This window comes from Clostridium sp. FP2 (assembly GCF_011065955.2).
Taxonomy (GTDB): Bacteria; Bacillota; Clostridia; order Clostridiales; family Clostridiaceae; genus Clostridium_AD; species Clostridium_AD tagluense.
The window spans coordinates 113,419-137,956 of record NZ_JAAMNI020000004.1; the positions used below are offsets into that span (position 1 = coordinate 113,419).

The following is a 24,538-nucleotide window of genomic DNA, read 5'->3' on the forward strand; positions in this document are numbered from 1 at the left end:
ATGCGAAGAATAGGTTATATATTGGTAGATGATAGTAATAGACACATATAAGAGGAGATATGATAAATGATAATATTATGTATTCTATGTGCAATATTAATATGCTTTATGATTGAGTATGCTGTTCTTTGTAACAGTTTAAAGAAAGCAACCTATAATAATGGGCAAAAAAAAGATGTGATTATTGTACTTGGTTATCCCGCAAAAAAAGATGGAAGCGTGTCACCAATTCTGCGAGAACGAATAAATAAAGCAGCAAAACTATATCATGAAGGAATTGCTGAAGTGATTATTTGCACTGGTGCGGCAGTCGCTAATAACTATGTTGAGGCAGATGTCATAGCACAAACCTTGATTGAATTAGGAGTGCCTAATTGCAGTATAATTCGTGAAAAACTTGCAACGGGTACATATGAAAATTTAGTAAACTCAAAGAAAATTATGAAAGATAGAGGATTGAGAACAGCAGTTATTGTATCCTCACCTTGGCATTTACGAAAAGCCAGTTCGTATGCTTTTAGACTTGAAATTAACCATACAGTGGAAAAATCTAAATTTCCTCATGAATACCTAATAATAGGAGTGGGAATTATTTACCTTTATTTATATACTCAGATGTTCATAAAGCTCTGCGTTATCATAAAGGCAAACAATAGAGTTAAGTCATAATTTTCTTAAACTACCTACTAAGGTCAAAGGGCATTCAAGATAATTATAGGACTAAGAAACTTTATTAACTTAATATAAAAACCATGTTTTTTATTAACTTGTATTCTAGTGCATGTATTATTTCCACTAAGCCCAAAAATAAAGTGAAAATAACACAATAGCAATTGAGTTACTTTCACTTTGAAGCTATAAGCTAGATATATGGATACAACAAAAGTCGTGAAAATAACCCTTTCATGACTTTTGTTTTTTTTTGCATAATAGTACATTCATTAAAGATAATTCACTTTTAGGTCTTATTTGATCTCCAGTCATTTCTAGTAATTTTATTTTGACGCATATATGTATTAATGCAACTTCTCCTCTAACTAAACTTTCCCTCGCTTATTCTATATTTTGAAAATAAATTGGATATCTAATAATAAAAGGAATAATTACATACAAAATTTATGTTTATATATGTGAGGATTCATCAAATAAGTTTTTCAGTAAAAATTTAATCTCATAAAGTACTTCATTATGATGTGTACTAAGCAAATTTCATAGGTACTGTCAATGTATAAGTGAAAAATAAGCTTTAAATGTTGTTATATTAATTGAACATTAAGCTATTTATTAGGTAAGAAATGAAAAAAAAATTTTTTAGGATTTTTTTATATATTTAAGTATTTATTGATATATATAGTTGCCGAGGGATATTAACATAAATTTCGTATAAATTTAAGAAAATTATGGTACGGGCAAAAAAATGCAAGGAGAAATTTTTATGTTAAATGGAGGTGGATATTTTGTTTTACAATTCGGGGTAAAAAATATTGATAATAGTACGACAAGTTAGCTCTTATAAAATCTTTAGGATCTGTATATTATAATAAAAAATATGATTAAAGAGAGGTATAAACATGTTATATAAAACAATTAGTTTTTTGAATAAAACAGTAAAAAACGTTAGTCTGTCTGCTTTATTAAAAGCAGTAATAGTTTCTTATTTTCGGGATTGGATCAGGCTTGTTATAGTAAAGATAAAGGAAAAACATATTCAGGTAGAAGTACCAATTCCCCAAAAGGTGTTAACGCCATTCCCTGACAAAAAAGAACTGGCGTTAGTTGGCCCTGTTTATATAAATGATTTTGAAGAATCTTTAGTAATAACTATAAATCTACTTGTTATTAAATTATCCTTCATGAGAAAAAAACATATATCCCCAAAAGATAAGGATGATAAATAAGTATCGTCGAAATACTTATTTATTTACAAAAACTTCTACATTAAAAAGTGTAGGAGCTTCTATTTTTAACTTAATTATAGCTTATATCATTCCCCGTCACAATATTCCTAATCCGATTTACATTTAAAATAAGTTGGTGCAATTTTTAAATGTAAAAAAGGTTTACTACCAATAGTATTCTTATATTTTGTAGTAAGAAACCCTATATCCAATGGTATAGGGTTTCTTGCTTTAAGTATATATTGATATTTCTGAAAGTAACACAATACTAATTGAGTTACTTTCACTTTGAGTCTATTGGTCATTCCTTAACATTGTAAATATGCTCTATTTTCAAAACCTACCTTCTAAATTGCCACGAATAATAATACAAAAACAACATGTTTAATTATCTTGAATGGAGTTTTTAATTTTAGAAAATAATAACTTCAAATTTAAGAGATATTAATAAAAATATTGGGGTTCAAATATACGTTAATATTTTTGAATTGATAATAAATCGTCAATTCTGACATTCATATATGTATAAGAATCATAAACTCCTTGATTATAAAATTCTGGTGCTATTTCTTCTATTATAAAATTTAATAGCCGATTTGAAGATAAATCATTGAATTCTCCGTCCCTTTCGTAAAAAAAATGGTCCTTTATTTGAGAAATCATTTCTTCCTTTTTCTCTTTAGTTAATTTTATTTTATTTTTATTTATCATAGTGTACCTCCATCCAACATTAATATTATTTTTTCGGTTACTTCTGAGTAAATCATACCACCATACTTCTGTTTTTATCACAGTTATCTCATGTTCAATGAAATGTTTAATTCATAGTTAACAAATCTAAAATACAATACTGTATCAAAAACATAGATAGAAATTAATAAGTCTACTGTATTTTTCAATGTAACGTAATTACTATTGTGATATATACAGTTAATTACTTTTATTCAATAATGAGACCCAGTATAGCAGAAATGGAAATTGCTTGCATAGTAGTAACTCTTGCACCCTCAAAATCAGCAATATTTGCTCCTATACTTTCGATATTACAACTAGTAAAATCTATTTTTTTAAGATTTGTGAAATTCATTTGAGCCTGAAGTAGATTAGACTCCTGAAATTCAACCTTTAAAAATTTTGAGTTTTGAAAATCTGAAGAACGTAACTGACATTTGAGAAATGCAACTTGCTTACAATTAGAATAACTGAAAAAAGAAAATTCACCATTACAATTATCAAAAATTACATCTCTAAGGCTGGATTCAGTTAAATTAATGCCAATGATTTTGCAATTTACAAATTCTACCCTATGTAATGTAGCCTCATTAAAATCTACATTTGACAAATCACAATTTTCAAATCTCACATCCACCATTTCTATACGTCTAAAAATTATTTTATTAAAAATGACTTTTTTAAATATTAGTTGCTTAAAATTCACTCTGTCTGCCTCACGATTTTCTAAAGAACAATCACTAACTGTTCCAAAAGAGAATATGCTTTCATCTTCAATATATTCGTTAGATAAATCTACGATATCTAATGCGCTATCAAATTGTGGTCTTAGTACTTTTGTTTTTATTTTCTTGTCTTCCATATATACTTACCTCCTTTTTTACTATTAATTCTAACATATTAATTATAAAATATTTAGACTTGACTTAAGGTATTGCTCTACCCGTATCACTATTAAATCATATTAATTATAAAATATTTAACTTGACTTTAAGTATTTCTCTAACTGTATGGTGTTAGTATAATATTGTAGACACGATGTTTTAGTGAAATCTAGTTTGTGGTATTAAATAACATTATGTTAAGTACGTTGAAAGTAACATAAATGCAATTGTGCTACTTTCACTTTGAGGCTATTGCCTATTCCTTGAAAATTTCAGTTTGAATGTAACTTAACGTATTGACTTGTTACGTTCAATGTATTATAAATCGATAATTATAATGCTAAGACGTCGCAGTCAAAGGCTAGTCCACATCAGATTTTCTCCTTCATACTTCATGCGAAAATCTGATGTGGCACAAGCTCTTTAACTGCTCCTGGTCCAAAAGGAAGCTTTGGACAATCTTACTCACTGCATTTAAGTAAAATAATCTATTAAGGTACCGTAACATGCATCTTTTTTTAGTATTAGCAGCAGTCAGTAAACTTGTCCAAAGCAAAAAAAATAATTCCCCCTTCCCCCAGGGGTAACACTTCCTGCGGCTTTGCCGCAGGAAGTGTTTTTGTCTTCAACATACCACTATCTTAAAAATTCAATACTTTTTTCAGATACATTAATGTTCGCTATGTTTCTAATTTAATAATTAACGTTAATTATCTTATTTCATATTTTTATTAAATAACAACATATTTGATATATATGTTCTACATATCCCTTATAAACATTAATGTTTACAAATATGTAAACATTAATGTTTAACTAAGTGTAATTAATTTTGTAGATAAAGTTGTAAATGCTCGTTGTTATATGATATCCTACTATTTAAAAGAGTAATATAAATTTATATAGGAAAGAGAGGAAGAACTAAATGAAAAAAATTGCAGTTCTTAATAATAAGGGTGGCGTAGGTAAAAGCACCGTATCTGTTCAGTTAGCACACGGACTTTCAAAATTAGATTTTAAAGTCTTACTTATAGATTTAGACGGTCAAAATGATTCTTCTTTGTTTTTAGGAAAGAATGAAAAAGATTATAATAAGACGTTCTATGATCTTATTGATAGAAGAAATCCGGCAAAGATTGAAGATTGTATTATTAATGCTCGCGAAGGTCTTGATCTGTTGCCAAACAAACATATAGAAGAGATAAATGCAGAATTTCATAGAGAAGCTAGAATTGACTTATACCTAAATGAAAAGCTTCAGGGGCTTGAAAAGCTTGGATATGATTATGTAATTATAGATTGTGGTCCACAACGAACAAAGGTTAATGATGCTGTATTATGCTATGTAGACCATATAATTATGCCAGTTCAAGTTGAAGCCGCATCTGTAAGAGCCATAGGTAACATCTATGAATATCTTAGTGATTTAAGGTTAGATCCTAATATGATTGCTCTTGTAATTCCCAATATGTTTGATCAAAGAACAAAGGATGCAAAAGAAAATCTTGATTTTTTAAAAGAATTTTTCTCCGATAGAGATATTGTAACAGAGCCGATTCATAGAAGAGTAAAAATTACGGAAGCTGGAAAACTAGGTAAAACTGTTTTCGAGTATGATCAGGAAGCTGCAACGCAATTTTTTAAAGTTTTAGAGAGGTTGGTGAAAGAAATTGGCTAATCCAAAAGAACAAAATAATTTTGATAAATTGAAAATAGAAATGTTTAAAAAAAAGAAACAATCAGAACAAAATAGCAATACTAAAACAAGTGTCATAAGCTCTAGTGACACAAATGTTTCTAATATTGAAAACAAAGATGTAAACAAAGATGTAAACAAAAGTGTAAATACTGAAAGGCAAGGCGTAATAACCATTGCAAAGAAAAAAAATGAAGAAGATAAACTAATTAGAGCAACTTATTATGTAAGGGAAAGCCAGGATAAAAAACTTGAAACATTAGCTAAAATGACTGGTAAAGGAAAAAATGAAATTTTAAGAGAATTGCTTGATTCTGCTTTAAATATGATCCAAGTGGTTGAAGAATAAAAAGGACCCTTTAGATAATTTTACTCACTGCCTAGAAGTGAATTAATCTATTTAGGTGCTACAACATTCATCTTTCTATTTAGTTTTAGCAACAGTCAGTAAATTTGTCCAAAGCAAACCCAATACTCTCCCTTCCCCTAGAGGTAACAAGTACTAGGTTGCTTCCGGAGGAGTTGTTTTTGTCTTTCACATGCTATTATTAAAACCTCAACATTTTATCGAGTATTTTGGAGGTTGTTAAGCATTTAGTTAAATTTAACCAAATGCTTAACAACTCATATAAATCAATGCTTTAAACAAAATAATCAATGTAATTTAAGAAGAAAAATTGCCTAAGAAGAGTTCAAAACCAAGAATATATTCACCAGGGGAGTCAATAGAATCAGTCGCAGTCAAAGGCTAGTCCATATCAAATTTTCTCCTTCATGCTTCATACGAAAACCTGATATGGACAAGCTCTTTCACTGCTCCGATTCCAAAAGGAAGCTTTGGACAATCTTACTCACTGCCTACCAGTAAAATAATCTATTGAAGTAACTCAACATTCATATTTCTATTTGGTCTTAGCAGCAGTCAGTAAACTTGTCCAAAGCAAGGAAATGATTTTACTTCTCATGGAGTTGTTTTTTTTCATATTTTAAAAAAATTCAATGATTTTTACAGATAATTTGCTATTAGTTATATTTTAATTTAGAGTTAGTTTTAAAAAATTATTATATGCTTACCTTACTTCTATAGTTCGCATACCGTTTTTTCATAGTACAAGCAATTTGGGATATAAAGATGGTTTAGTGGTTGTCTTAAGTGTATATGTTTCCTGAACCAGCTAACGGTTTTCTCATAAAATAGCTTTTAATAAGTTTTTGGCCAATGCTTAAATTTTAGATTTGCTATTTTAATGAAAACACGAGCTTTAGTATGGAAAATGTTCTAAAGTTTTCACCACAAGTGGTCCCTAATATAAGTTTTATAAATTATCATTTGAAATTAGATTTTATTTAATAAATGTTTTTAATACAGATATTAATTAAGTTTGTATTTTATAATTGTTTCTTATAAAAAGCCATTCTATAAAGAGTTTTTACACTCTTTATGGAATGGCTATAATTACTATTTTACCATTGTAGGAAAAAACAACGTGTAGATCATAATTACAGCAAAAATTAATAAAAATTTTGCTGTTAGTTTCATTCGAAATCCCCCCAACTAGTTTAATGTTTATTTACAGTATACACTTTTTCAAAATAAAAACATAATATTGTTTTTATTGGTATGACTGCGTTAGGGGGTTTTTATTTTATAAATGTTTGTTATTCTATTATTCAAAATAATTATAAAATAGCTAGGATATATTGAGGGTTTTATTTGGAACTAATCCATATTTACATTATAAACCATTATAAAACTGGTACAGCCGACTACATGTATTAATAGGAATACATCGTGGATAATTTCATGATGTGACTTTTTAATCGATTGTTTCTGTGAATCTGAAGTACATCTTATATACTTCAGACATATCCTAAAAGGAAGCTATAGCCTATCCTTTAACCTTCGTTCCTCAGGTAAAAGTCTAGTCTGCAGCTAACTAATTGGAAATGGGATGCTCCGCCCCAAACCCAGGAAGTAGGTCTCTGAGGGTCTTTGAAGCCTCGCTTCGCTTGGAAGGAAGCTTTGGGCAATCTTACTCACTGCCCTAAATTAAAACATTTTATTAAAGTACCTGAGCATTTATCTTTCTATTTAGTCTTATCAGTAGTCAGTAAACTTGTCCAAAGCAAAAGCAAATATTCCCCCTACCCCCAGGGGTAACAAGTCCTGAGGCATTGCCTTAGGACTTGTTTTCTTCTTCTTAATAAGATTTTTTTTAAAACCTCAATAATTTTTGCAGATATATTTAATAATTATTTTAGATTTAATTTTAAATAATTATTAAATGTTAAATTTGATTGTATATCTAGTATACGTAAATTTGATAGTACAACCTTTTCTTTCCTCAGAAATAAAGATGGTGTAGTGGCTGTCTTAAGTGTAGAGGTTTCCTTAAGCCAGCTGACGGTTTTCTCATAAAATAGCTTTAATAAGTTTTTGGCCAGTGCTTAAATTTTTAATTCGCTATTTTAATGAAAACGCGAGCTTTAGTATGAGAAATGTTCTAAAGGGTTCACCACAAGTGGTACATGGTTAGGTAGTGCCCTGACTCGTTTCTAAGGCTGAGAATTATATGTATTTTAAGCGTATTGAAATTACTTCTTGAAAAATTCCATTCCGAGCTCGAAATCACTTTTGCCCATTACTTTTTCGATAGTTCCATTTTTAAGTTCATCCGCTAGAGCTAAAATATTAGGTATAACTGTTCTAAGCTCTTGGAGCTGCATTTGAGATTTAGCAAGATCTGATTCAAGTTTAGTTGTTAAGGGTTCTTCATCATGCCATTTAGATATTTGATTCTCATATAAACATATGAAATCTAATTGTTCGCTAAATACCTTAATAACTCTTTCTACTATTTCATCATTCAAAACATATGGTTTAGATCGTGCTTGTAATAGATTTTCATATTGATTTTTAGCTTCTTCTAGTTGACCGGATATCATTGTAGCAAACATAGGTAGCATAGTGATAGGGTGCCAATTTTGCTTTTTATTCTCCATAATTTTAGTCCTTTCAAATATAATATTTTTTATAATGATAATATCATAAAACATTATGCTTAGGGTATCGTTAGCATAATCAATATATTACTGTTGGCATGAGCACTAATAAAACCAAATGGAGTATAGGGCGCGATTTTTGCCCTATATGGAATGCGGTAGTATAAGGAATAAATTTATCCCTCTAGGGTCAATGACGCTTTGGACAATCTTACTAACTGTCCAGAAGTAAAATAATCTATTAAAGTACCTGAGCATTCATCTTTCTATTTAGTATTATCAGCAGTCATGGGTCTCTGTAGTAAGGGAACAGAAAATTACAACTACTTCACACAATATAACAATTTACAATTTAAAACATCCGAAACCATGGTTTTTCATAGGTGAACGCTCATAAATTTAATTTATATATTTTTCAAACGCTAAAATACAGTGGTCTATGAATATGAATTATAAGAGGTTGTTAATACCTTCTTTTTTTATAAATGTGAGAAGATCTAAGAATAAGTTAAATGGTAAGATTGCTAATAAGTTATTCAAGGCATTGAAATTCTAGAGAAGGGCCTAGACAAAGATTATAAGGAAAGCTTAGAGATAGGATTTCTTCTTTATTGAAAAGATTTCATATATGAGTATTAATGAAGATTTAAGAGAAAGAATAAAAAAATCTAAGTATATCTATTATACTTAGATTTTTTGTAGCTATTTTATATTTATTTTAAATGTCCTATGGAAGCTAGACATGATAGACGAGCTATACATGGCTAGACAACCAATCATTGGACCATAATTATTTTAATTTTTATCCTTTAAATATAATTAGATAACTAACTTTTCCTTCAGTTATTAAAATTGTTACGGAAAAATTATCTAAAATATTGCCAAACTTATGGCTGAGATGGAAAATCAATTTAAGTATGGCCATAAATATATTAAATATATTCATAGCTACTCCTTTCATTTTGTTATAACAAACTTAATTATATCAGTATTCAATGCATAAATATATAGGGAATCAAAAATTTGTTATATATGCTATATTTTATATTATTATATATTTATTTGAAATAAATTATATTTAGTTTAATGCATTTTATATTTATTTGGGGTATGAAGAATATAGCTGTAACCAGAAGCAATAGGAAAGTTGAGAATTTCATTTAGAAACTAGAACTTAGATGTATTTAAAGCATTAAAGTGGGTATTTTAGGTCTATTTGTAAACTATTTTTAAGATAAGTTCCTACAATTGACATTATAGAAACTTTTTTAAATTAAGTTGTTTTACAAAATTCAGTTTAGATAAAATGATACTATGATACAAAAAAATTCAAGTCATAAAATCAGAAAACCTTACGATATATATTAAATTTGACAATATAAGGGCCTGAGTTTTCAGTAAGGCACAGCTATGTTCTTCATGCCCCCCGAAAGGTAGAATAGGCAAATTATAATAATGTATATTTTATAAATGCTTGTTATAAAAAGCCATTCTATAAAGAGTTTTTACACTCTTTATGGAATGGCTATAATTACTATTTTACAATTGTAGGCAAAAACAACGTTAAAATCATAATTACAGCAAAAATTAATAAAAATTTTGCTGTTAATTTCATTCGAAATCCCTCCAACTAGTTTAATGTTTATTTACAGTATACACTTTTTTAAAATAAAAACATAGTATTGTTTTTATTGGTATGACTGCGTTAGAGAATTCTTATTTTATAAATATTTGTTATTCTATCATTTAAAATAATTATAAAATAGCTAGGATATAGTGAGGGTTTTATTTGGAACTAATCCATATTTACATTATAACCCATTATAAAATTGGTAGAGCCGACTACATGTATTAATAGGAACACAACGTGGATAATTCCATGATGTGGCTTTATAATCGATTGTTTCTAAGGAAGCTATAGCCTATCCTTTAACCTTCGTTCCTCAGGTAAAAGTCTAGTCTACAGCTAACTAATTGGAAATGGGATGCTCCACCCCAAACCCAGGTAGAAGGTCTCTGAGGGTCTTTGAAGCCTCGCTTCGCTTGGAAGGAAGCTTTGGACAATCTTACTCACTACATCTTATTGTCGTTTCAAATATTGTATACTGCACATAAACGTTACTAATTTAATGTAATTAGCAGTCAGTAAACTTGTCCAAAGCAAAAGCAAAAGCAATTGTTCACTCGCTATGATATAGTTCTAAATTCATATCCTTTCCCTTTTAAATACTCTATTATTTGAGGCAGTGCTTTAGCAGTTTCTTCTTTACCATATGTATCATGCATTAATTTTCGTGCGAAAACTAATTACTTTTTAACTGATGACTTATAATCTAAAATTCCTTTTACTATACTATTAGCACATACAGATTGTCCACTTTTAGATGTCATAAAATTAGCATCTGAGGAATTACTTAAAAAGCCTACTTCAATTAATGCAGAAACAGAATTATTAAGCTTTAGTACGGCCAATGATCCATTAGATTCATATTTTAACCCTCTATCGACGGAGTAATTACTATTACCAAGTTCCTTTTGGATACTTTTAGCAAGTCTTTCACCATCAGTATAATGAAACCTACACCATGTTTCTACTCCATGATAACTGGGGTCAGTAGAACTATTACAATGTATAGATACAAATATATCTGCTTTGGATTCATTTGATACTTTAACTCTTGCTCTAAGATCTAGCTTATTATCTGATGGCCAGGACACTTTATCAGTAGTTCTTGTATATAACACCTTAATTCCATCCTTTTCTAAAAGCGAACCTGCTTTTAGAGCAATTTCTAATGTTACATCCTTTTCAAAAATATTTGATGAGTTTTTGGCACCGACATCATATCCTCCATGGCCTGCATCAATACAAACTGTAAAATTTGAAGTATCACTCTGTGAATTAGCATTCGCTCTTTTTTTTCCCGGATTACTAATAAATATCAATCCCAGGATTAATAAAAGTACAAAGAGTACTTTCATACTTACTTTAAATAACTTTTTTTTCATGGACTTTTACCCTCTTTCTACATTGTCTTCGAACTTCATCGTTTATCTGACGTATTTGATATGTATCAGAAGGATCTTGTAGTTGTAGCATTTTTCTCTCATATTGATCAATCGTTGCTAATGTTACTATTCACAGCAATGTAATAAAAATTACCTTTTAAATAAAATTTGATTGGAGCCTTTCTGAATATGAACCCAAAAGTTTCGAGAAGGGAACTGATCAGAAAAATATGATTCAACCTTAGTCTCATAACTGCCATTTAATACTTTTTCAATATGAAAAGCAGGCCATTGTGCTAAGTAACGCCTCTCCTCTCTTGAATAGGTTTTAGCCGGTAGAGCAAGCTGCAATATAAAAATTGCAAGTATAAATAAAAGCGGCAACATACACACGATATTCTGTATAATAGCAGGTTTTTTTTTGTTACTTATTCTCATATCAATCCTCCTGGTCAAAATCGGAAATATATAAATGGGTTGTAGGTTGAACTAACCATATATGCCGTTGAAAAAAACATTAGTACACAATAATACACGGTTACTGCTAATTTATAAATATTGTAATGACTTCTTTTAAATACTAACGCCAGTTCCTTCGGCCAAGGTGAAGCCGCAATGATACAAACAATATATAAGATGGCATAGGCTTTTAGCTTCACAAGTACTTGGTTATTAATAAGCGCGTTGCCTCCCACTCCAGACATGATCCGCAGAAAACCGAACATATCCGTCAGGTTGGTAAATTCAAAAAGCACCCAACCTATAACAACAAACAGCAATAAGTATATATGACGGACAGCCTTTGGCCATCTCGTCATGCTTTTCTGCAAAAACAATTTTTCTATTAATATTAAAGCTCCAAAATAAAGCCCCCATAAAACAAAATTCCAACTTGCACCATGCCAGAGCCCAGTGAGAAACCATACAATGAACATGTTCCGTATCAGTTTCCACTTGCCGACACGGTTTCCACCAAGAGAAATATATACATATTCCTTAAACCATGATCCTAAGGAGATATGCCACCTGCGCCAAAATTCCGAAATACTTTGCGAAATATATGGATACTGGAAGTTTTCCTTGAAACGAAATCCAAACATTTTTCCCAATCCGATAGCCATATCTGAATACCCGCTGAAATCGAAATAAATCTGTAATGTAAAGGCAATAATCCCGGCCCATGCCATGAGCACTGAAACTTCTGTACCTGGCATGGCTTTTACCTCAGACCATAGTAGTCCTATATTATTTGCAAGAAGCATCTTTTTCGCAAGACCACACAGAAAGCGTTGCATCCCGGAGTTGAATTTTTTGAAGTTCATGCTCCTGTAAGCTAACTGTGGTTCAATGTCTATATACTTCACAATTGGTCCGGCAACCAACTGCGAGAACATAGTAATATAAAGAGCAAAAAGAATCAGACTTTTCTGCGGCTTTATTTTCCCCCTGTATACATCAATCACATAAGATAGTGCATGAAAGGTGTAAAACGAAATTCCTAAGGGAAGCTCCGGTATTCCTACATTCAAATTCCAACTACCTATTGTACTTATGATCATGCTGATGTATTTAAAATAAGCGAGACAGCCTAAATTGAGCACCAGGCTTATTATTAAAAAAAGCTTCCTTTTTCGGCTACTGGTATCAGATCTACCTAAGAGAGTGCCTAGACAGTAATTAATCGTTATGGAACCGCACATCAATAACACATAGATAGGTTCTCCCCATGCATAAAAAAACAGGCTTGCAGTCAGCAGGACAATATTCCTAAAGTGCTTTCCTAAGGAATAATATAGAATTACTGTGATAGGCAAAAAAACAAATGTAAAAAACAGACTACTGAATATCATATGGTCCCTCCACTATAATAATTTAGAAAGTTTCTTCAACCACAACTGATAAAATTCTTTCTTGAAGTGAACACCATCTTCCGCAAATAAATCGGGTGTTTCCTTTGCCAATGCTCCTATGTCTATATAATTAACTGATAACTTGCCAGCCAACTCCTTTAAAAGCTCGTTATATTCATCTATGTTTTTATAGCGGGGTTCTCGTTTTAATGCCTCCTTTGTTACAGATGTTATGGACTGGAGATATATTTTTGAGTTGGGCACCTCTTTTTTTATCTTGTTGATTAGTTTTGTTAAATCATTTTTAAATAGTACCTTAGGATCACCCTTCGGCCAGAGCATGTCATCCGATCCCAACATAATAAATACGTTGTCCGGTTTCTTTTTAGTCAAGCCATCAATTTCATTATACGTAAACCCGGCTGTGGCTCCTGCCCCAGCTATTACACTTTCTTTAGGAAGAATTTCATTGATGACAAAACCTTCGGTAACGGAATCTCCGATAAATACATTGTTCTTAGACTTAGCTGTAACATCTTTTGCAGCATTTGTATTCCCGCAGGCAGTCATACCTATCAAAAGAATACCCATAAGGAAACTAATAATTAATTTTTTCATGAAAATACCTCTTTTCTTTATTTGATAAACTTATATTACAATAGTAAAATGCAGAACAGATGCAGATGAGATAAAGTTCAGATATTTATTTCTTTCTAATTTTTTGCAAAACAAAAGCCATGAAGTATCCTTCATAGCTTTTGTTTTGCTGGCAAATATTAAATTATTCATTGCTTATGATTGGACCGGTAGAGAAAAGAAAAAACGGACGCCATCTTTCGTATTTTCTACACCATAAATTGCATGATGAAGCTCCAGTATTCCCTTGGATATGGAAAGTCCAAGACCCGTACCTGCTTTGGATGTCCGTGCCTCCACACGGTAGAATTGGTCCCATATCTTTTTCCTGTCTTCCTCTAATATCTGGTTCCCCTGATTTTCTATGCTGATTTCTGCTGTCTCTCCATTGCATCTTGTAGTAATTACGATTGCATATCCATTCTCCGTATGCCGGATTGCATTACTGAGAAAATTAGTAATAACGCGACTGATTAGCCATTTATGCCCCACTACAATTTGAGGGCAAAGTCTTAATATAAGAGAGATATTTTTCTCCTGTATTTGCTCAGCCAGGGACTTGCATACTTCGATAATTACTTTATCTATTTCAAAAGGAGCTATTTCAGGCTTATAGGTACCAGATTCAAACTTAGCTAGATCCAACATGTTTACAACTAGCAAGTCCATCCGTTGTATTTCGTCGTCCATAGCCTGTAAGTAATGTTCCCTTTTTTCAGCTGCAATTCCGTCTTTAAAAATAGATAGACAACTTTTCATAACAGCAAGAGGCGTTTTCAGCTCATGAGATACACCTGCAATAAATTTCTTTCGTATAGTTTCTAATTTTTTCTCTTTATCGAGATCCTGTTTAAGCTGACCAATATATACTTCCATCTGATTCGACAGATAATTAATATTTTGGGATAACTGACCAATTTCATCGGCCGAACGCACCGGCAGTTTTTCCGTAAAATCCATGTTTGCTATTTTCTCTGTAATCTGGTTGATGGATATCAAGGGTTTCGCCAGCCACTTAGAAAAAACAAACGCCAAGAATATAACACACAGAAAGGTAAATCCAAAAAAGTAAGGATAGAATTGCTGTATAACCGATATTGCTTCATCTACCGGCTGAAGAGAGGTCATAGCAAAAATATATCCCGTTACCCCATTTTCAATAACCGGTTTAATGATTATCTTATATTCTGAAAAATTCTCCGTTGCACTAAGTTCTTCTGTACCCTGAAGAGGTTTCGCATTATTAGCTAGCAAACCGGCTTGAAATTCTTTTATCTGTTCGAAAAAATAAAGTTCATGGTAGGGAAACGCAATATCCGACTCTCGTTCCGGAAATGAAGTCTTCGTTATCTTTCCCCTCAAAATGCCAGTTACAAGGTGACTATAAGCTTTATCAGCATTAGGACCATTCAGCTTGTTTGCAAGGTTTAAATTTACGACTCCCGTTGAATCATTCTGTATCTGATAAGGTATCCTTTCATCCGCTATATTAACTGTATCAATAACCACCTCCTCTCCGACCTTTAATGAAGCGAGTACATTGGAAGAAAATTCTCCTTCAAAGGAGTACATTGGTATCTGCAAAGTACCCTGGGATTCATTTTTCAATTTCACTTCGAGATAATAATTTTTCACATCGCAGATACGTCCATATTCATCCAATTTTGTAATCCAGATTTGCTTATTCTTATATATTTCACCAGATGCTGCTTCCGCTCCTTTTTTCGCTACTATATCTGAGTACTCCTTTATATACATTTTGAGAGTATCCGATTTCTTATTAATATAATATTTCTTAAAAAAGTAATTTTGCGTGATTCCAATGAATAAAAACATCGTAGAGAATAATAGAGCTGTTAGCACAAACCATTTAAAAACAATACTTTTTTTCATAGCTACTCCTCTTCGAATTTATATCCCGAACGGATAACCGTAACAATGCAGCTACCTTTACTGCCCAGCTTAGCACGCAGGTTTCTGATATGGCTGTTCATTGTCTTTTCATCACCATAAAAATCATAACCCCATATTTTAGCTATTAATTGTTCTCTAGTAATTACAATTCCTCTATTTTGCATTAAGTAAGCTAGAATCTCAAATTCTGTATGAGTCAAATTAATTGTATTACCATCAACAGAAACAAGTCTTGACCCCATATTTATAACAATACCACCGGCTGACGTCAGCATTCCATCCATAGTACATGGGTATTTTTCAAGAAATCGTTTTACTTTTGCCATTAGAACCAGGGGACTATATGGCTTGATAAGATAATCATCCGCTCCCAACTCATATCCAAGAAGAGAATCATCCTCATCTGAACGTGCAGTCAAAATGATTATAGGTATACTGGAATTTTTCCGTATTCTACGGCATACTGACCAGCCGTCAATCTTCGGCAGAACAATGTCTAGTATAACTAAATCAACAGAATTTGATTGAAATAGCTCTAAAGCTTTTTCTCCATCTTCGGCCTCTAATACCTGATATCCATCCTCGATTAGATAGTCCATTATCACTTCACGTAAAATATCTTCATCTTCAACAACCAATATTTTATTCATCCCATACCTCCATTTGTGTCCTTACAAGTAAAATCTTTTGCATTACACATCTAGTCTTATTATAACTTCAAAATTAATAAAGCAAAATAAATATTATAAAAATTAAGGGCTCTGCCTTTATAATCGTACTATGCTCTCAACGTATGTGGTTTGTGGAAACATATTCATTTATCAGTGAATTAATTGATAGCTAAATTAATTACTCTCAATATTGGATCTATGTCAATATATTATTTTTTACAACACTGACTTAATTTGTAACAACCATAAAAAACAACAACTTAGTCTATTTTTTCTAATCTTTAGTCACACTACCGCTCTGGTCAAATTTACATGCTTTATTAAACATAGCATTACCAAAGACACAGGTATTTCAGGTCACGTCTATTACAGACCATACAATTACATGGACACTCTCCTCAATATAATAAAGATGTAATTATGCTCATGGCACAGCTCTATCAGCTTATTTCATTATCTAAATATCATATGAAGTTATATCATCGAATTTATTAACATTATCGTTATATACGTAATTCCCATTGCTACCTATCTAAAAATTTCCTTAAAGAATTTAATCTTTCCACCATCTTACTTATATAGGGGTACGGCAACATAGCCATCAAGCTAAGCCCTATTGAACATTAGTAAGTCATTATTAAATGATAGATGTTATCAATTATTTTTCTTTTAATGAGTTTCAATGGTAAATTTTAAGTGTACATTAGTATTCAAAGAATTTTAGGGTACACCAAAAAAAACCACGTATATAGTGGAAATTTTACAACTTTATTAAGTTGTTTTATGCTGCAACTTTAGCCTGTGTTGATGTTAGTTTATAACAAACTCCGAGAATATCAAAAACAGTTTTCTTATCCTTTTTATGAGATTTCAGACCATTCTTAACTACATTTTCAAATATTAATTTTAAAGTATTTAAAATTTTATTAGGGAATTTGATAAGCTCAGAGTATATCCCATCAATATATTCATGAACTATTTCACAAGTCTTAATTTCACTGGCTTCAAGCCCTTTATTTTCTAAAGCTAAAGTCCTCATTTTAAACATTACAGCAGAGCTTATGAGTAGCAAAATAAGTTTTCCATAAAGTTGACATTGAAACCGTTCTATTTTAACTAACTTTACAACCTGTATACTAAATATGGATTTCCATGTTTTAAAAACTATTTCGATCTGCCATCTTAGGCTGTAAAACTCATGAACCTGTTTTGCACTTAAAACTTCTTCTGTAATATTGGTTATATAAATAGATATCCCTAATAATTCAATAGTATTATCACTTTTTTCTATACCCTTTTTCTTAGCGTTCTTCACAGATTTTTCTGTTCTTTTTTTCAATTGATCATTTGTTAGTTTATATAAAATAAGCCTTGTTTTTAGTGTCTTTTCCTTACCTACATAGACATCCTTAATTTCATAACGTTCCCCCTCTGCCATCTGTTTCATTATGTCAGAAATATAGATTCTTTTAAAAAGGCTTGATTTTTTGGGGGCGCCATTCTTATAGTACTCTATATCCTCATTGTCTATATATACTGCTATATTAGGTTTGAGTCTTGATATGTAAAAAGCTACTCTATCTTCTATATCCAAAAAATCTTCAAAGTTGAAATATCCAAGATCTCTTAAAATAAGATCCCCAGCTTTGATAGTATCTCTTATTTTGCTCCCAAAAGTATTGTCGCTTCCAGAGCCAGCTCCTACTTGTATATTAAGAAGATTTCCAGATTTCAATTCATATTCTAGTTGTATTTTTACACCTGAAGCTTGAGAACAGCCACCAGATCCAGGGTAAATATCTTTATAGCTTTCCGGTACTTGAAAAGCAGTAGAATCAAGTATTCTTATTCGTTTGAAATGTTCATCCCATACACTTGGTATACAAGTATTATTTGTTATTGTTTGGCGCAACAGATTCTCAAAAATTTTCTTTAAAAATTCCACGCATTTTTCATTTAAACGTTGATCTAATGCTTGATTAGAAATAACTATTCCTATTTTGGCACTAAGTTTTGTACATAAGGTAACAAGTGTATTATTCGCAACCTCTGCATCCATAAAGCAGCATAAGCAAACGAATTCCCATGCGCGAATTTTACCTTTTCTTTTCACAAAACCTGTTTCTCTTGCTATTGCTTCAAGCTCCTCTTTTGAAAAACAACTTTTAAGTTCAGCTGCAAAAAGTTTTATATCTTTATCCAATTTTAAGTTTTCTTCTATCATTTGTAAATTACCCCCATTGCTGTGTTTTTATTATCTTTCAAATAATAACATTTTTACAAATGGGGGGCTTTATTTTTATAGAATTTTCTTAGCTTGATGGCTATGGGGTACGGCAACCATTCATGTAAAATAGGGCCACATTGAAAATATTGTAAAATGGCCCCTATAAATCTATAGTTATTAAGCCTCTTTTAGTAAATCAATATTAAAATTCAATTCGGGTGCAGCTCTTTCTTTATCTAAACTATACCTACCAAATCTATTAATATGTTGATTTATATATGGAGACAGAAGTGATAACATGGTACTATCTATTTTATGCCCTTCTTTTATAAGTTTTTCAATAGCCATAGATATATTATATACGTTGTAAAATATAACACAATTAGCAACTAAATGATTATATTTAATTACTTTTCTTTGTTCTGATCTGTCATTCTCACTGATAACACCCTCACCACCAAAAAACAACCACTTAATAAATCCATTAAATGCTTCACTTTTATTAGTTGACTCTTGTATTGTTCTTCTAATATTTATATCAGATATGTATTGTAATAAAAAGCATGTTCTTTCAACTCTTCCAAGTTCCTTAAAAGCTTGATACAGCTTATTCTTCTTGCTATAATTAGATAATCTTTTTAAAATTGTTGAAGGGGTTATTTTACCCGTTTTTATTGAAAGAGCTACTCTTAACATATCAGGCAAATATGTTTCTATAAGCTTCCAATCAATTTCATCTGAAAAAATGCTTTCTATATGCTCATAGGTGCAAGTCTTATCAGCTTTAAAAAAGGTTAGATCTTTCCAATTCCTTATTCTTGGCATTAATTTTATTCCAAGCAAGGATGAAAGTCCAAATATTGTTGTGTTTTGACCTTGTGTATCAGCGTGATATGTATCAGGCTGTATGTCGGACTCATTTTTAATATTTTCATCTAATATATAAACGCCTTCCCAAACTCCACAAGGAATAAAACTACTAAATAAAGCTATGTATAAATCGGATACATGGTAATACCCTATTCCGCCATACCCACCATAACGAATATGATATTCAGATATAAGGTTTTTTTCATATAAATCCCATTTGGTGCCATCTGCGGATGCTCTTTCACCAGTTCCCCAATATTTAGGCAATGAAAAACAATTGTAAGCATTTATTACTCTATTAATGGCTTTATCTAGTTTTTCTTCTGTTATATGCCTTTGATTTATCCAAGCTACTTGCTTTCTATTTAAGTCCTCTAATGATCTTGATGTTTGAGTTGGACCAAGATTACATCCATAGCAAAAACTTGTGATTATATAACGTTCTATAGGGTTTTCTAGCTTAGAATCAAATCCTGAAATAGGTCCAAAAGGCTTTGTCCAATTAAGCCATTGTTCAGTATCTGATAAAATATCAAGGATATTTACTGGTTGCAATTTTTCTGCTAATAAAGATTCAATTAACCTTAAATTTTCAGGTTGTTTCTTCTTTTTAAGCCTTGAAAGAATAGGTACATCTTTTTCAATTCTCAAGTATTCATTATCCGGAAAAGCCTTATCTGCATTAAGAGATATCTGTTCTAGTTTATTTTTAGCAAATTCAACAAAAGATCTTCCTTCAACAGGAATATTAACTTGTTCTCCAAATAAAGATATATTTGCATGATATTCTTCCCAAGATATTAACTGTTCTCTATAATCGGAGTATACATCACTATCTTTTATACATAAATCTCCTGATTTTAGCTCGCACATTATCTCATATAATACACAAGTTTCAAAATTTCTACGTTCTATCTTTTCAGGGTAATCCTTTCTATTTGTATATCCAGTTAGTAATTTCCACCACTGATCATTTACCCAGGATAAATCTAGCTGCTCCTCATGTAACTCTATATATTCAAGTTTATTTGAACACCTATATTTTTTTATAGTTTCTATTGCAACTTCTATGGATTTATTTTGAGTAGTTGAATATAATTCGATAGAATCTAAAAGCTTAAATAGTATAGACCTATTACCTTTTAAGCACTTCCAATAAAAATGATAATAGTTATTACCTGAATGAGCATTATGGTTATCACATTTTTCAATAATTTCTCCAATATTATTATCTTCTAAAATAGTTCCTATAGCGCAAATCCTTTCTTCACTTGTTCCTGGACTTTTATATGCTGTTAAGAAATTTTTTAGTGTTGATATTAAATCATCTGCGACTTTAGAATTAGCTAATTTATATTCATCGAGTTTTTCTTTTGCTTTGTTTTGACTACTCTTTACAAGTTTTATAAACATTTCACCAAGATCATCAAGCATACTTGATATATTTTGTTTTAGAAAACATACAGCTAATGTATATCTTTTATATGTTTCTAATTTTTTCATTTGTGCTGCATTTAAAGTCTTCCCTTCTTCTGCAAAGTGCTTAATTTTTATATTTGGAATGGATGAAAGTATAGTTTCATTTATTTTAAATGCCTTTAGCATGTGATAATGAAGAATTATTTCTTTTAAATTTTTATGGGATGGCTTTCCTGGTTCTTCTTTTAATAAACTCCATGGTGAATATGTATTATTGCTTTCGATATTAAAAAGGTTATTAATACTTTCTATAGTTTCAACAGATAAATTTTCATAAATATACTTATAATAAGAATTATATACACTATGTCTTGTGCTTTTCGCAATCCTTTCCAATGTACTGAATGCTGGTAGCTCATATCGTTGTCTAATAAGTTCTTCAATAACTATATTTATAATATCAGCATCATTATCTTTTGTTTTTGCTGCTTCCGTTGCCACGTCTATTACAATTATGCGGGTTTCTTCTCCATAGGCTGTTATTTTTAAATAATCTCTAATGATAATTAAGTGTCGTTTTTTAGAGCTTGATTTATCATAATTTTTTAAAATACTGTTATTGAAAATTGCATTACAATGATTAGTAATATGCTCTATGATGCTTTTAGGAACATCTGTAATACTAATAAAATATCCTAACCTTTGAAAACATTTAAGTGTTACTAAAAAACATATTTTTGATAAATCGCCCTTTGTATTTTCTTGTGCTAACCGTAGTTCTTCATCTGATGGCGTGTAAATTCTATATAATTCTTCTTCTGTTATATAGCTTCTTATTTTAGGGTATGCTGTTTCTGTAATATTAGTCAAAATTAAACCTCCTCGTACAACCTAAAATTAAAATTAATATGTATTAAGTATTAGATCTGCTTGCAATAAATCTATATAATGATGTTTTACTGATACCAGTTAAAGCTGTTATTTCAGAAAGACTATAATCTTTTGAATTATACATTTTTATAGCTAAATCTATTTTCGCAGTTGTATAAATCTTAGGACGGCCACCTTTTTTTCCTCTAGCTCTAGCAGCGACAAGGCCTTCTTTAGTTCTTTGTGATATAAGGTCTCTTTCAAATTGACTTATTCCTGCAAATATAGTAAACATAAATTTCCCTTGTGGCGTAGTTGTATCAACCCAATTCTCCTTAATAGATTTTATGTTGGCACCTTTCTTTTCAATAGTATCTATTAATCTGAATAGGTCCTTTGTACTTCTACTTAATCTCGCTAATTCAGTTATAACAATAATATCTCCTTCACGTAATTGCTCAATCATTTTTTCAAGCTGCATTCTATTAATTTTAGTACCTGAAATCTTTTCTTTGAAAATTTTTGCACATCCAAACTCCTTTAATTGATCCAGTTGCCTATTTAAACTCTGATCTTCTGTGCTAACTCTTGCATAACCTAATAGCATATTTTGTAACCTCCTTTAATTTTATAGCTATAAAATAGTACCATAAAGGTTTTATGATGTATATATTGTTACTTTGATTATAGTCCTATGTTATGGTACTGCTTAACTGCGCATTAATTGGTTTTACTATTAAAATAAATACCCCCTCCCATAAACGGTCGTTTATGGCTCTTTAACAAAAAAATAAAACAAGAGCATACACCCTTGTTGATGAATAATATATGAAAATTATGAATTAATCATTTCACATTAATATTATTTGTTTTTAATTGCTCTAACAATTAGTAATGTACAAAGAAATATTGTGAAAATAATACCTATACCAAATATAAATAAAGCAATAAAAATTTCATTTCCATTGCAACATGACAATAATACGCAAAGAACTATAACTACACAGATAGTGTATACAAATGCTTCACCTATAGTTTTCATTAAAGTATCTCCCCTTTATCTCTCTCGTGTATCGTGTGCTACACAGATTGATTTTACTTACTTATACATCGACTACATACAATTACAAATCAACTTATAAGTAAATAATACCATTATGTACGATATATTACTATTATCTAGACCGAATTTTACAAAGGGGTAGCATAAGGGGGAAATTACGTCTATTTTTAGAAAATAATCAAGACTTAGAAGGATTTAAGATGCATTTGTGAAAATTAAAGTTAATACTCTTAGTGTTAAAGCAAATTTCAGAAAGAGGGAAAAGATTGAATCTCCATAGCAGTGGAAACGCGGCATCGTTCTTTAGCTTGTTTCAGAAATTGAGCAACTTTAGTGACTATCATCATTTAAGTATATACTTATGGTGATAGTTTTTATCGGCTCAACATCTGAATCCAAACCTATTCAGAAGACGAACTACTTAGTTTTCTGTTTTCGTTAATTTTTGAAAATATTATTATCGATTTTCTTTGTCATAAACACTAAGATGAAATCCATTAAACAAGAATATACTAATAATAATCAATGCGCATAAAGTTAAAAATATAGTTAGTCTATATTTTAAATTAGGAATTAAAATTGTTAAAACCTGTATAATCAATATTAAAGGAAAACTCATTCTAGTCAATCTTGTTGATGTTATTCGTATTATATCTCCTTCTTTAACTACTATTTCATTGCTCTTTATTCCAAATTGTGTGACTTTTATGTGAGCTTTACCCTCAGGAAGTTCAATGTCTACACTATTATTTTCCATGACACTGTATGCCTTTTCTCCGTTTACTTTTATTTGGATTTTTGAGCCTGTGCCCTGCCATCCAGTATTTCGTTTAATAGTAATTGACATATTATTATCTCCTTTGTTAGAACCATTCTGCTTCTTAAATGAAATTGGTTACTTCGCCATATTCTACTGTTGCGACACAAAACATTTATTTAATTATACTATTATTACTGTTACTTAACGAGTAAAGTATTTACATTTATGGGGTTTAAATTTCCTTAACGTACGAAATATCATTTTTGCGTATGCTACCCCACAAAGAGCATTAATTATAATTCAATAAGAAAAGCTTAAATTATTACATAAAATGGGAAGTGGCCCGTTTTTACATGAATGGTTGCCGTATGCCTAGGTGGAGTAGATTTACTTATTTTGATTTCAATAGAGATGTAAAACTATAGGAGTAGCTGTGGTTTTTTATTATTTAAGAACATTGTCTAGGAGAAGTCTTACGGCTTCACTTTTAGTTATGTTGTTAGCATTTTTGAAGCTCTCTAAGGATTTGGATAATTCCTCACTTATTCTTATATGGATCAATTCACTTTTAGAGTTTTCAATTTTCTTTCTGCCTCTTGTCATAATATCACCTCATAATATTTGTGCTACATAAAATAAACTTATAGATAGGGAATTTAATTATGTAATACAATAATTATTATAATACATATTTACAAATATTACCATATATTTAGGGTAAGTAAATCTTTGCAGGTTATGATTTAACCACATTCATCATTAATTCTTTTTTTCTTAAGATTGCTGATAAACAGGTATTAAAATTTTAAATCCATTTTTTTACATGCTTATAGCCGTTTTCTGTTCCATTACTACCTGTACCCCATCAAAGGGTAAGGGATGGTAAATTAACTCAGGCTAAAGCAGATGAAATTTATAATTCTATTAAAACTAATCAGGCAAATTGTGATGGAACAGGTAGCGCTTCTATAGGTAAGATGAATGGTGTAGGATTTGGACAAGGAGAAGGAAAAGGAATGGGTAAAGGTTCAGGACA

19 protein-coding genes and 1 pseudogene are annotated in these 24,538 nt (G+C 30.7%); 4 read left to right on the forward strand and 16 right to left on the reverse strand.

Going from position 1 to position 24,538, the window contains the following annotated elements; translation table 11 throughout:
- The first annotated feature begins 66 nt into the window (after window positions 1–66).
- Together G9F71_RS27005 and G9F71_RS27010 are read left to right on the forward strand one after the other, a co-directional pair.
- Window positions 67–669, forward strand: a complete 603-nt coding sequence (locus tag G9F71_RS27005; RefSeq protein ID WP_202018026.1) for a YdcF family protein — start codon at window positions 67–69, stop codon at window positions 667–669.
- Window positions 670–1,595: 926 nt separating this feature from the next.
- A complete protein-coding gene (locus G9F71_RS27010) occupies window positions 1,596–1,898 on the forward strand; it encodes a hypothetical protein (RefSeq protein ID WP_164952433.1) in 303 nt (100 codons plus the stop codon).
- A 474-nt stretch (window positions 1,899–2,372) separates the two neighbouring features.
- Here G9F71_RS27010 and G9F71_RS27015 read toward each other — a convergent pair whose 3' ends face one another.
- Together G9F71_RS27015 and G9F71_RS27020 are read right to left on the reverse strand one after the other, a co-directional pair.
- Window positions 2,373–2,609 carry a DUF2164 domain-containing protein gene (locus G9F71_RS27015; protein ID WP_164952434.1) on the reverse strand — a complete coding sequence of 79 codons (237 nt, stop codon included), beginning with the start codon at window positions 2,607–2,609 and terminating at the stop codon, window positions 2,373–2,375.
- A 229-nt stretch (window positions 2,610–2,838) separates the two neighbouring features.
- Window positions 2,839–3,492 (reverse strand): pentapeptide repeat-containing protein, encoded by a 654-nt coding sequence (locus G9F71_RS27020; protein ID WP_164952435.1) that lies wholly within the window; start codon window positions 3,490–3,492, stop codon window positions 2,839–2,841.
- Window positions 3,493–4,439: 947 nt separating this feature from the next.
- Between G9F71_RS27020 and G9F71_RS27025 the strand changes: the two genes are divergently transcribed.
- Window positions 4,440–5,192, forward strand: coding sequence for a ParA family protein (locus tag G9F71_RS27025; protein ID WP_164952436.1), 753 nt, complete (start codon window positions 4,440–4,442; stop codon window positions 5,190–5,192).
- Entirely contained in the window at window positions 5,185–5,559 is a 375-nt protein-coding gene (locus tag G9F71_RS27030; RefSeq protein ID WP_164952437.1) for a hypothetical protein, read from the forward strand. Before G9F71_RS27025 ends, G9F71_RS27030 begins: the two co-directional genes overlap by 8 nt.
- Before the next feature lie 2,246 nt (window positions 5,560–7,805).
- Here G9F71_RS27030 and G9F71_RS27035 read toward each other — a convergent pair.
- The 14 genes and pseudogenes from G9F71_RS27035 to G9F71_RS27095 all read right to left on the reverse strand — a co-directional run bounded on the left by G9F71_RS27035 (window position 7,806) and on the right by G9F71_RS27095 (window position 24,105).
- Window positions 7,806–8,213 (reverse strand): hypothetical protein, encoded by a 408-nt coding sequence (locus G9F71_RS27035; RefSeq protein WP_164952438.1) that lies wholly within the window; start codon window positions 8,211–8,213, stop codon window positions 7,806–7,808.
- A gap of 2,187 nt (window positions 8,214–10,400) precedes the next feature.
- Window positions 10,401–10,502: pseudogene (locus G9F71_RS27845) on the reverse strand (polysaccharide deacetylase); the annotation flags it as partial.
- A gap of 18 nt (window positions 10,503–10,520) precedes the next feature.
- Window positions 10,521–11,222 carry an N-acetylmuramoyl-L-alanine amidase gene (locus G9F71_RS27040; protein ID WP_164952439.1) on the reverse strand — a complete coding sequence of 234 codons (702 nt, stop codon included), beginning with the start codon at window positions 11,220–11,222 and terminating at the stop codon, window positions 10,521–10,523.
- A 150-nt stretch (window positions 11,223–11,372) separates the two neighbouring features.
- Entirely contained in the window at window positions 11,373–11,660 is a 288-nt protein-coding gene (locus G9F71_RS27045; protein ID WP_164952440.1) for a DHHW family protein, read from the reverse strand.
- Between the two features lie 14 nt (window positions 11,661–11,674).
- Complete coding sequence (locus G9F71_RS27050) at window positions 11,675–13,072, reverse strand: MBOAT family O-acyltransferase (RefSeq protein ID WP_164952441.1); 1,398 nt, start codon at window positions 13,070–13,072, stop codon at window positions 11,675–11,677.
- Window positions 13,073–13,084: 12 nt separating this feature from the next.
- Window positions 13,085–13,690 (reverse strand): GDSL-type esterase/lipase family protein, encoded by a 606-nt coding sequence (locus G9F71_RS27055; protein WP_164952442.1) that lies wholly within the window; start codon window positions 13,688–13,690, stop codon window positions 13,085–13,087.
- Window positions 13,691–13,864: 174 nt separating this feature from the next.
- Window positions 13,865–15,601, reverse strand: a complete 1,737-nt coding sequence (locus G9F71_RS27060; RefSeq protein ID WP_164952443.1) for a sensor histidine kinase — start codon at window positions 15,599–15,601, stop codon at window positions 13,865–13,867.
- Window positions 15,602–15,603: 2 nt separating this feature from the next.
- Window positions 15,604–16,272, reverse strand: coding sequence for a response regulator transcription factor (locus tag G9F71_RS27065; protein WP_164952444.1), 669 nt, complete (start codon window positions 16,270–16,272; stop codon window positions 15,604–15,606).
- 802 nt (window positions 16,273–17,074) lie between these two features.
- Window positions 17,075–18,517, reverse strand: a complete 1,443-nt coding sequence (locus G9F71_RS27070) for an IS4 family transposase (protein ID WP_224626904.1) — start codon at window positions 18,515–18,517, stop codon at window positions 17,075–17,077.
- A 180-nt stretch (window positions 18,518–18,697) separates the two neighbouring features.
- Window positions 18,698–21,679 (reverse strand): Tn3 family transposase, encoded by a 2,982-nt coding sequence (locus tag G9F71_RS27075; protein WP_224626940.1) that lies wholly within the window; start codon window positions 21,677–21,679, stop codon window positions 18,698–18,700.
- Between the two features lie 43 nt (window positions 21,680–21,722).
- Window positions 21,723–22,286: a recombinase family protein gene (locus tag G9F71_RS27080; protein ID WP_164952541.1), complete on the reverse strand. Its 564-nt coding sequence runs from the start codon at window positions 22,284–22,286 to the stop codon at window positions 21,723–21,725.
- Window positions 22,287–22,541: 255 nt separating this feature from the next.
- Window positions 22,542–22,721, reverse strand: coding sequence for a hypothetical protein (locus G9F71_RS27085; protein WP_164951988.1), 180 nt, complete (start codon window positions 22,719–22,721; stop codon window positions 22,542–22,544).
- Between the two features lie 478 nt (window positions 22,722–23,199).
- A complete protein-coding gene (locus G9F71_RS27090; protein WP_164951987.1) occupies window positions 23,200–23,589 on the reverse strand; it encodes a hypothetical protein in 390 nt (129 codons plus the stop codon).
- A 357-nt stretch (window positions 23,590–23,946) separates the two neighbouring features.
- Entirely contained in the window at window positions 23,947–24,105 is a 159-nt protein-coding gene (locus tag G9F71_RS27095) for a hypothetical protein (RefSeq protein WP_164951986.1), read from the reverse strand.
- Between the last annotated feature and the right edge of the window lie 433 nt (window positions 24,106–24,538).

What these genes read in the sequence shown, in the direction of transcription:
- G9F71_RS27005 (WP_202018026.1), top strand. Translation starts at nt 67, where the DNA reads ATGATAATATTATGTATTCTATGTGCAATATTAATATGCTTTATGATT.
- G9F71_RS27015 (WP_164952434.1), bottom strand. Translation starts at nt 2,609, where the DNA reads ATGATAAATAAAAATAAAATAAAATTAACTAAAGAGAAAAAGGAAGAA.
- G9F71_RS27020 (WP_164952435.1), bottom strand. Translation starts at nt 3,492, where the DNA reads ATGGAAGACAAGAAAATAAAAACAAAAGTACTAAGACCACAATTTGAT.
- G9F71_RS27025 (WP_164952436.1), top strand. Translation starts at nt 4,440, where the DNA reads ATGAAAAAAATTGCAGTTCTTAATAATAAGGGTGGCGTAGGTAAAAGC.
- G9F71_RS27035 (WP_164952438.1), bottom strand. Translation starts at nt 8,213, where the DNA reads ATGGAGAATAAAAAGCAAAATTGGCACCCTATCACTATGCTACCTATG.
- G9F71_RS27040 (WP_164952439.1), bottom strand. Translation starts at nt 11,222, where the DNA reads ATGAAAAAAAAGTTATTTAAAGTAAGTATGAAAGTACTCTTTGTACTT.
- G9F71_RS27045 (WP_164952440.1), bottom strand. Translation starts at nt 11,660, where the DNA reads ATGAGAATAAGTAACAAAAAAAAACCTGCTATTATACAGAATATCGTG.
- G9F71_RS27050 (WP_164952441.1), bottom strand. Translation starts at nt 13,072, where the DNA reads ATGATATTCAGTAGTCTGTTTTTTACATTTGTTTTTTTGCCTATCACA.
- G9F71_RS27055 (WP_164952442.1), bottom strand. Translation starts at nt 13,690, where the DNA reads ATGAAAAAATTAATTATTAGTTTCCTTATGGGTATTCTTTTGATAGGT.
- G9F71_RS27060 (WP_164952443.1), bottom strand. Translation starts at nt 15,601, where the DNA reads ATGAAAAAAAGTATTGTTTTTAAATGGTTTGTGCTAACAGCTCTATTA.
- G9F71_RS27065 (WP_164952444.1), bottom strand. Translation starts at nt 16,272, where the DNA reads ATGAATAAAATATTGGTTGTTGAAGATGAAGATATTTTACGTGAAGTG.
- G9F71_RS27070 (WP_224626904.1), bottom strand. Translation starts at nt 18,517, where the DNA reads ATGATAGAAGAAAACTTAAAATTGGATAAAGATATAAAACTTTTTGCA.
- G9F71_RS27080 (WP_164952541.1), bottom strand. Translation starts at nt 22,286, where the DNA reads ATGCTATTAGGTTATGCAAGAGTTAGCACAGAAGATCAGAGTTTAAAT.
- G9F71_RS27085 (WP_164951988.1), bottom strand. Translation starts at nt 22,721, where the DNA reads ATGAAAACTATAGGTGAAGCATTTGTATACACTATCTGTGTAGTTATA.
- G9F71_RS27090 (WP_164951987.1), bottom strand. Translation starts at nt 23,589, where the DNA reads ATGTCAATTACTATTAAACGAAATACTGGATGGCAGGGCACAGGCTCA.
- G9F71_RS27095 (WP_164951986.1), bottom strand. Translation starts at nt 24,105, where the DNA reads ATGACAAGAGGCAGAAAGAAAATTGAAAACTCTAAAAGTGAATTGATC.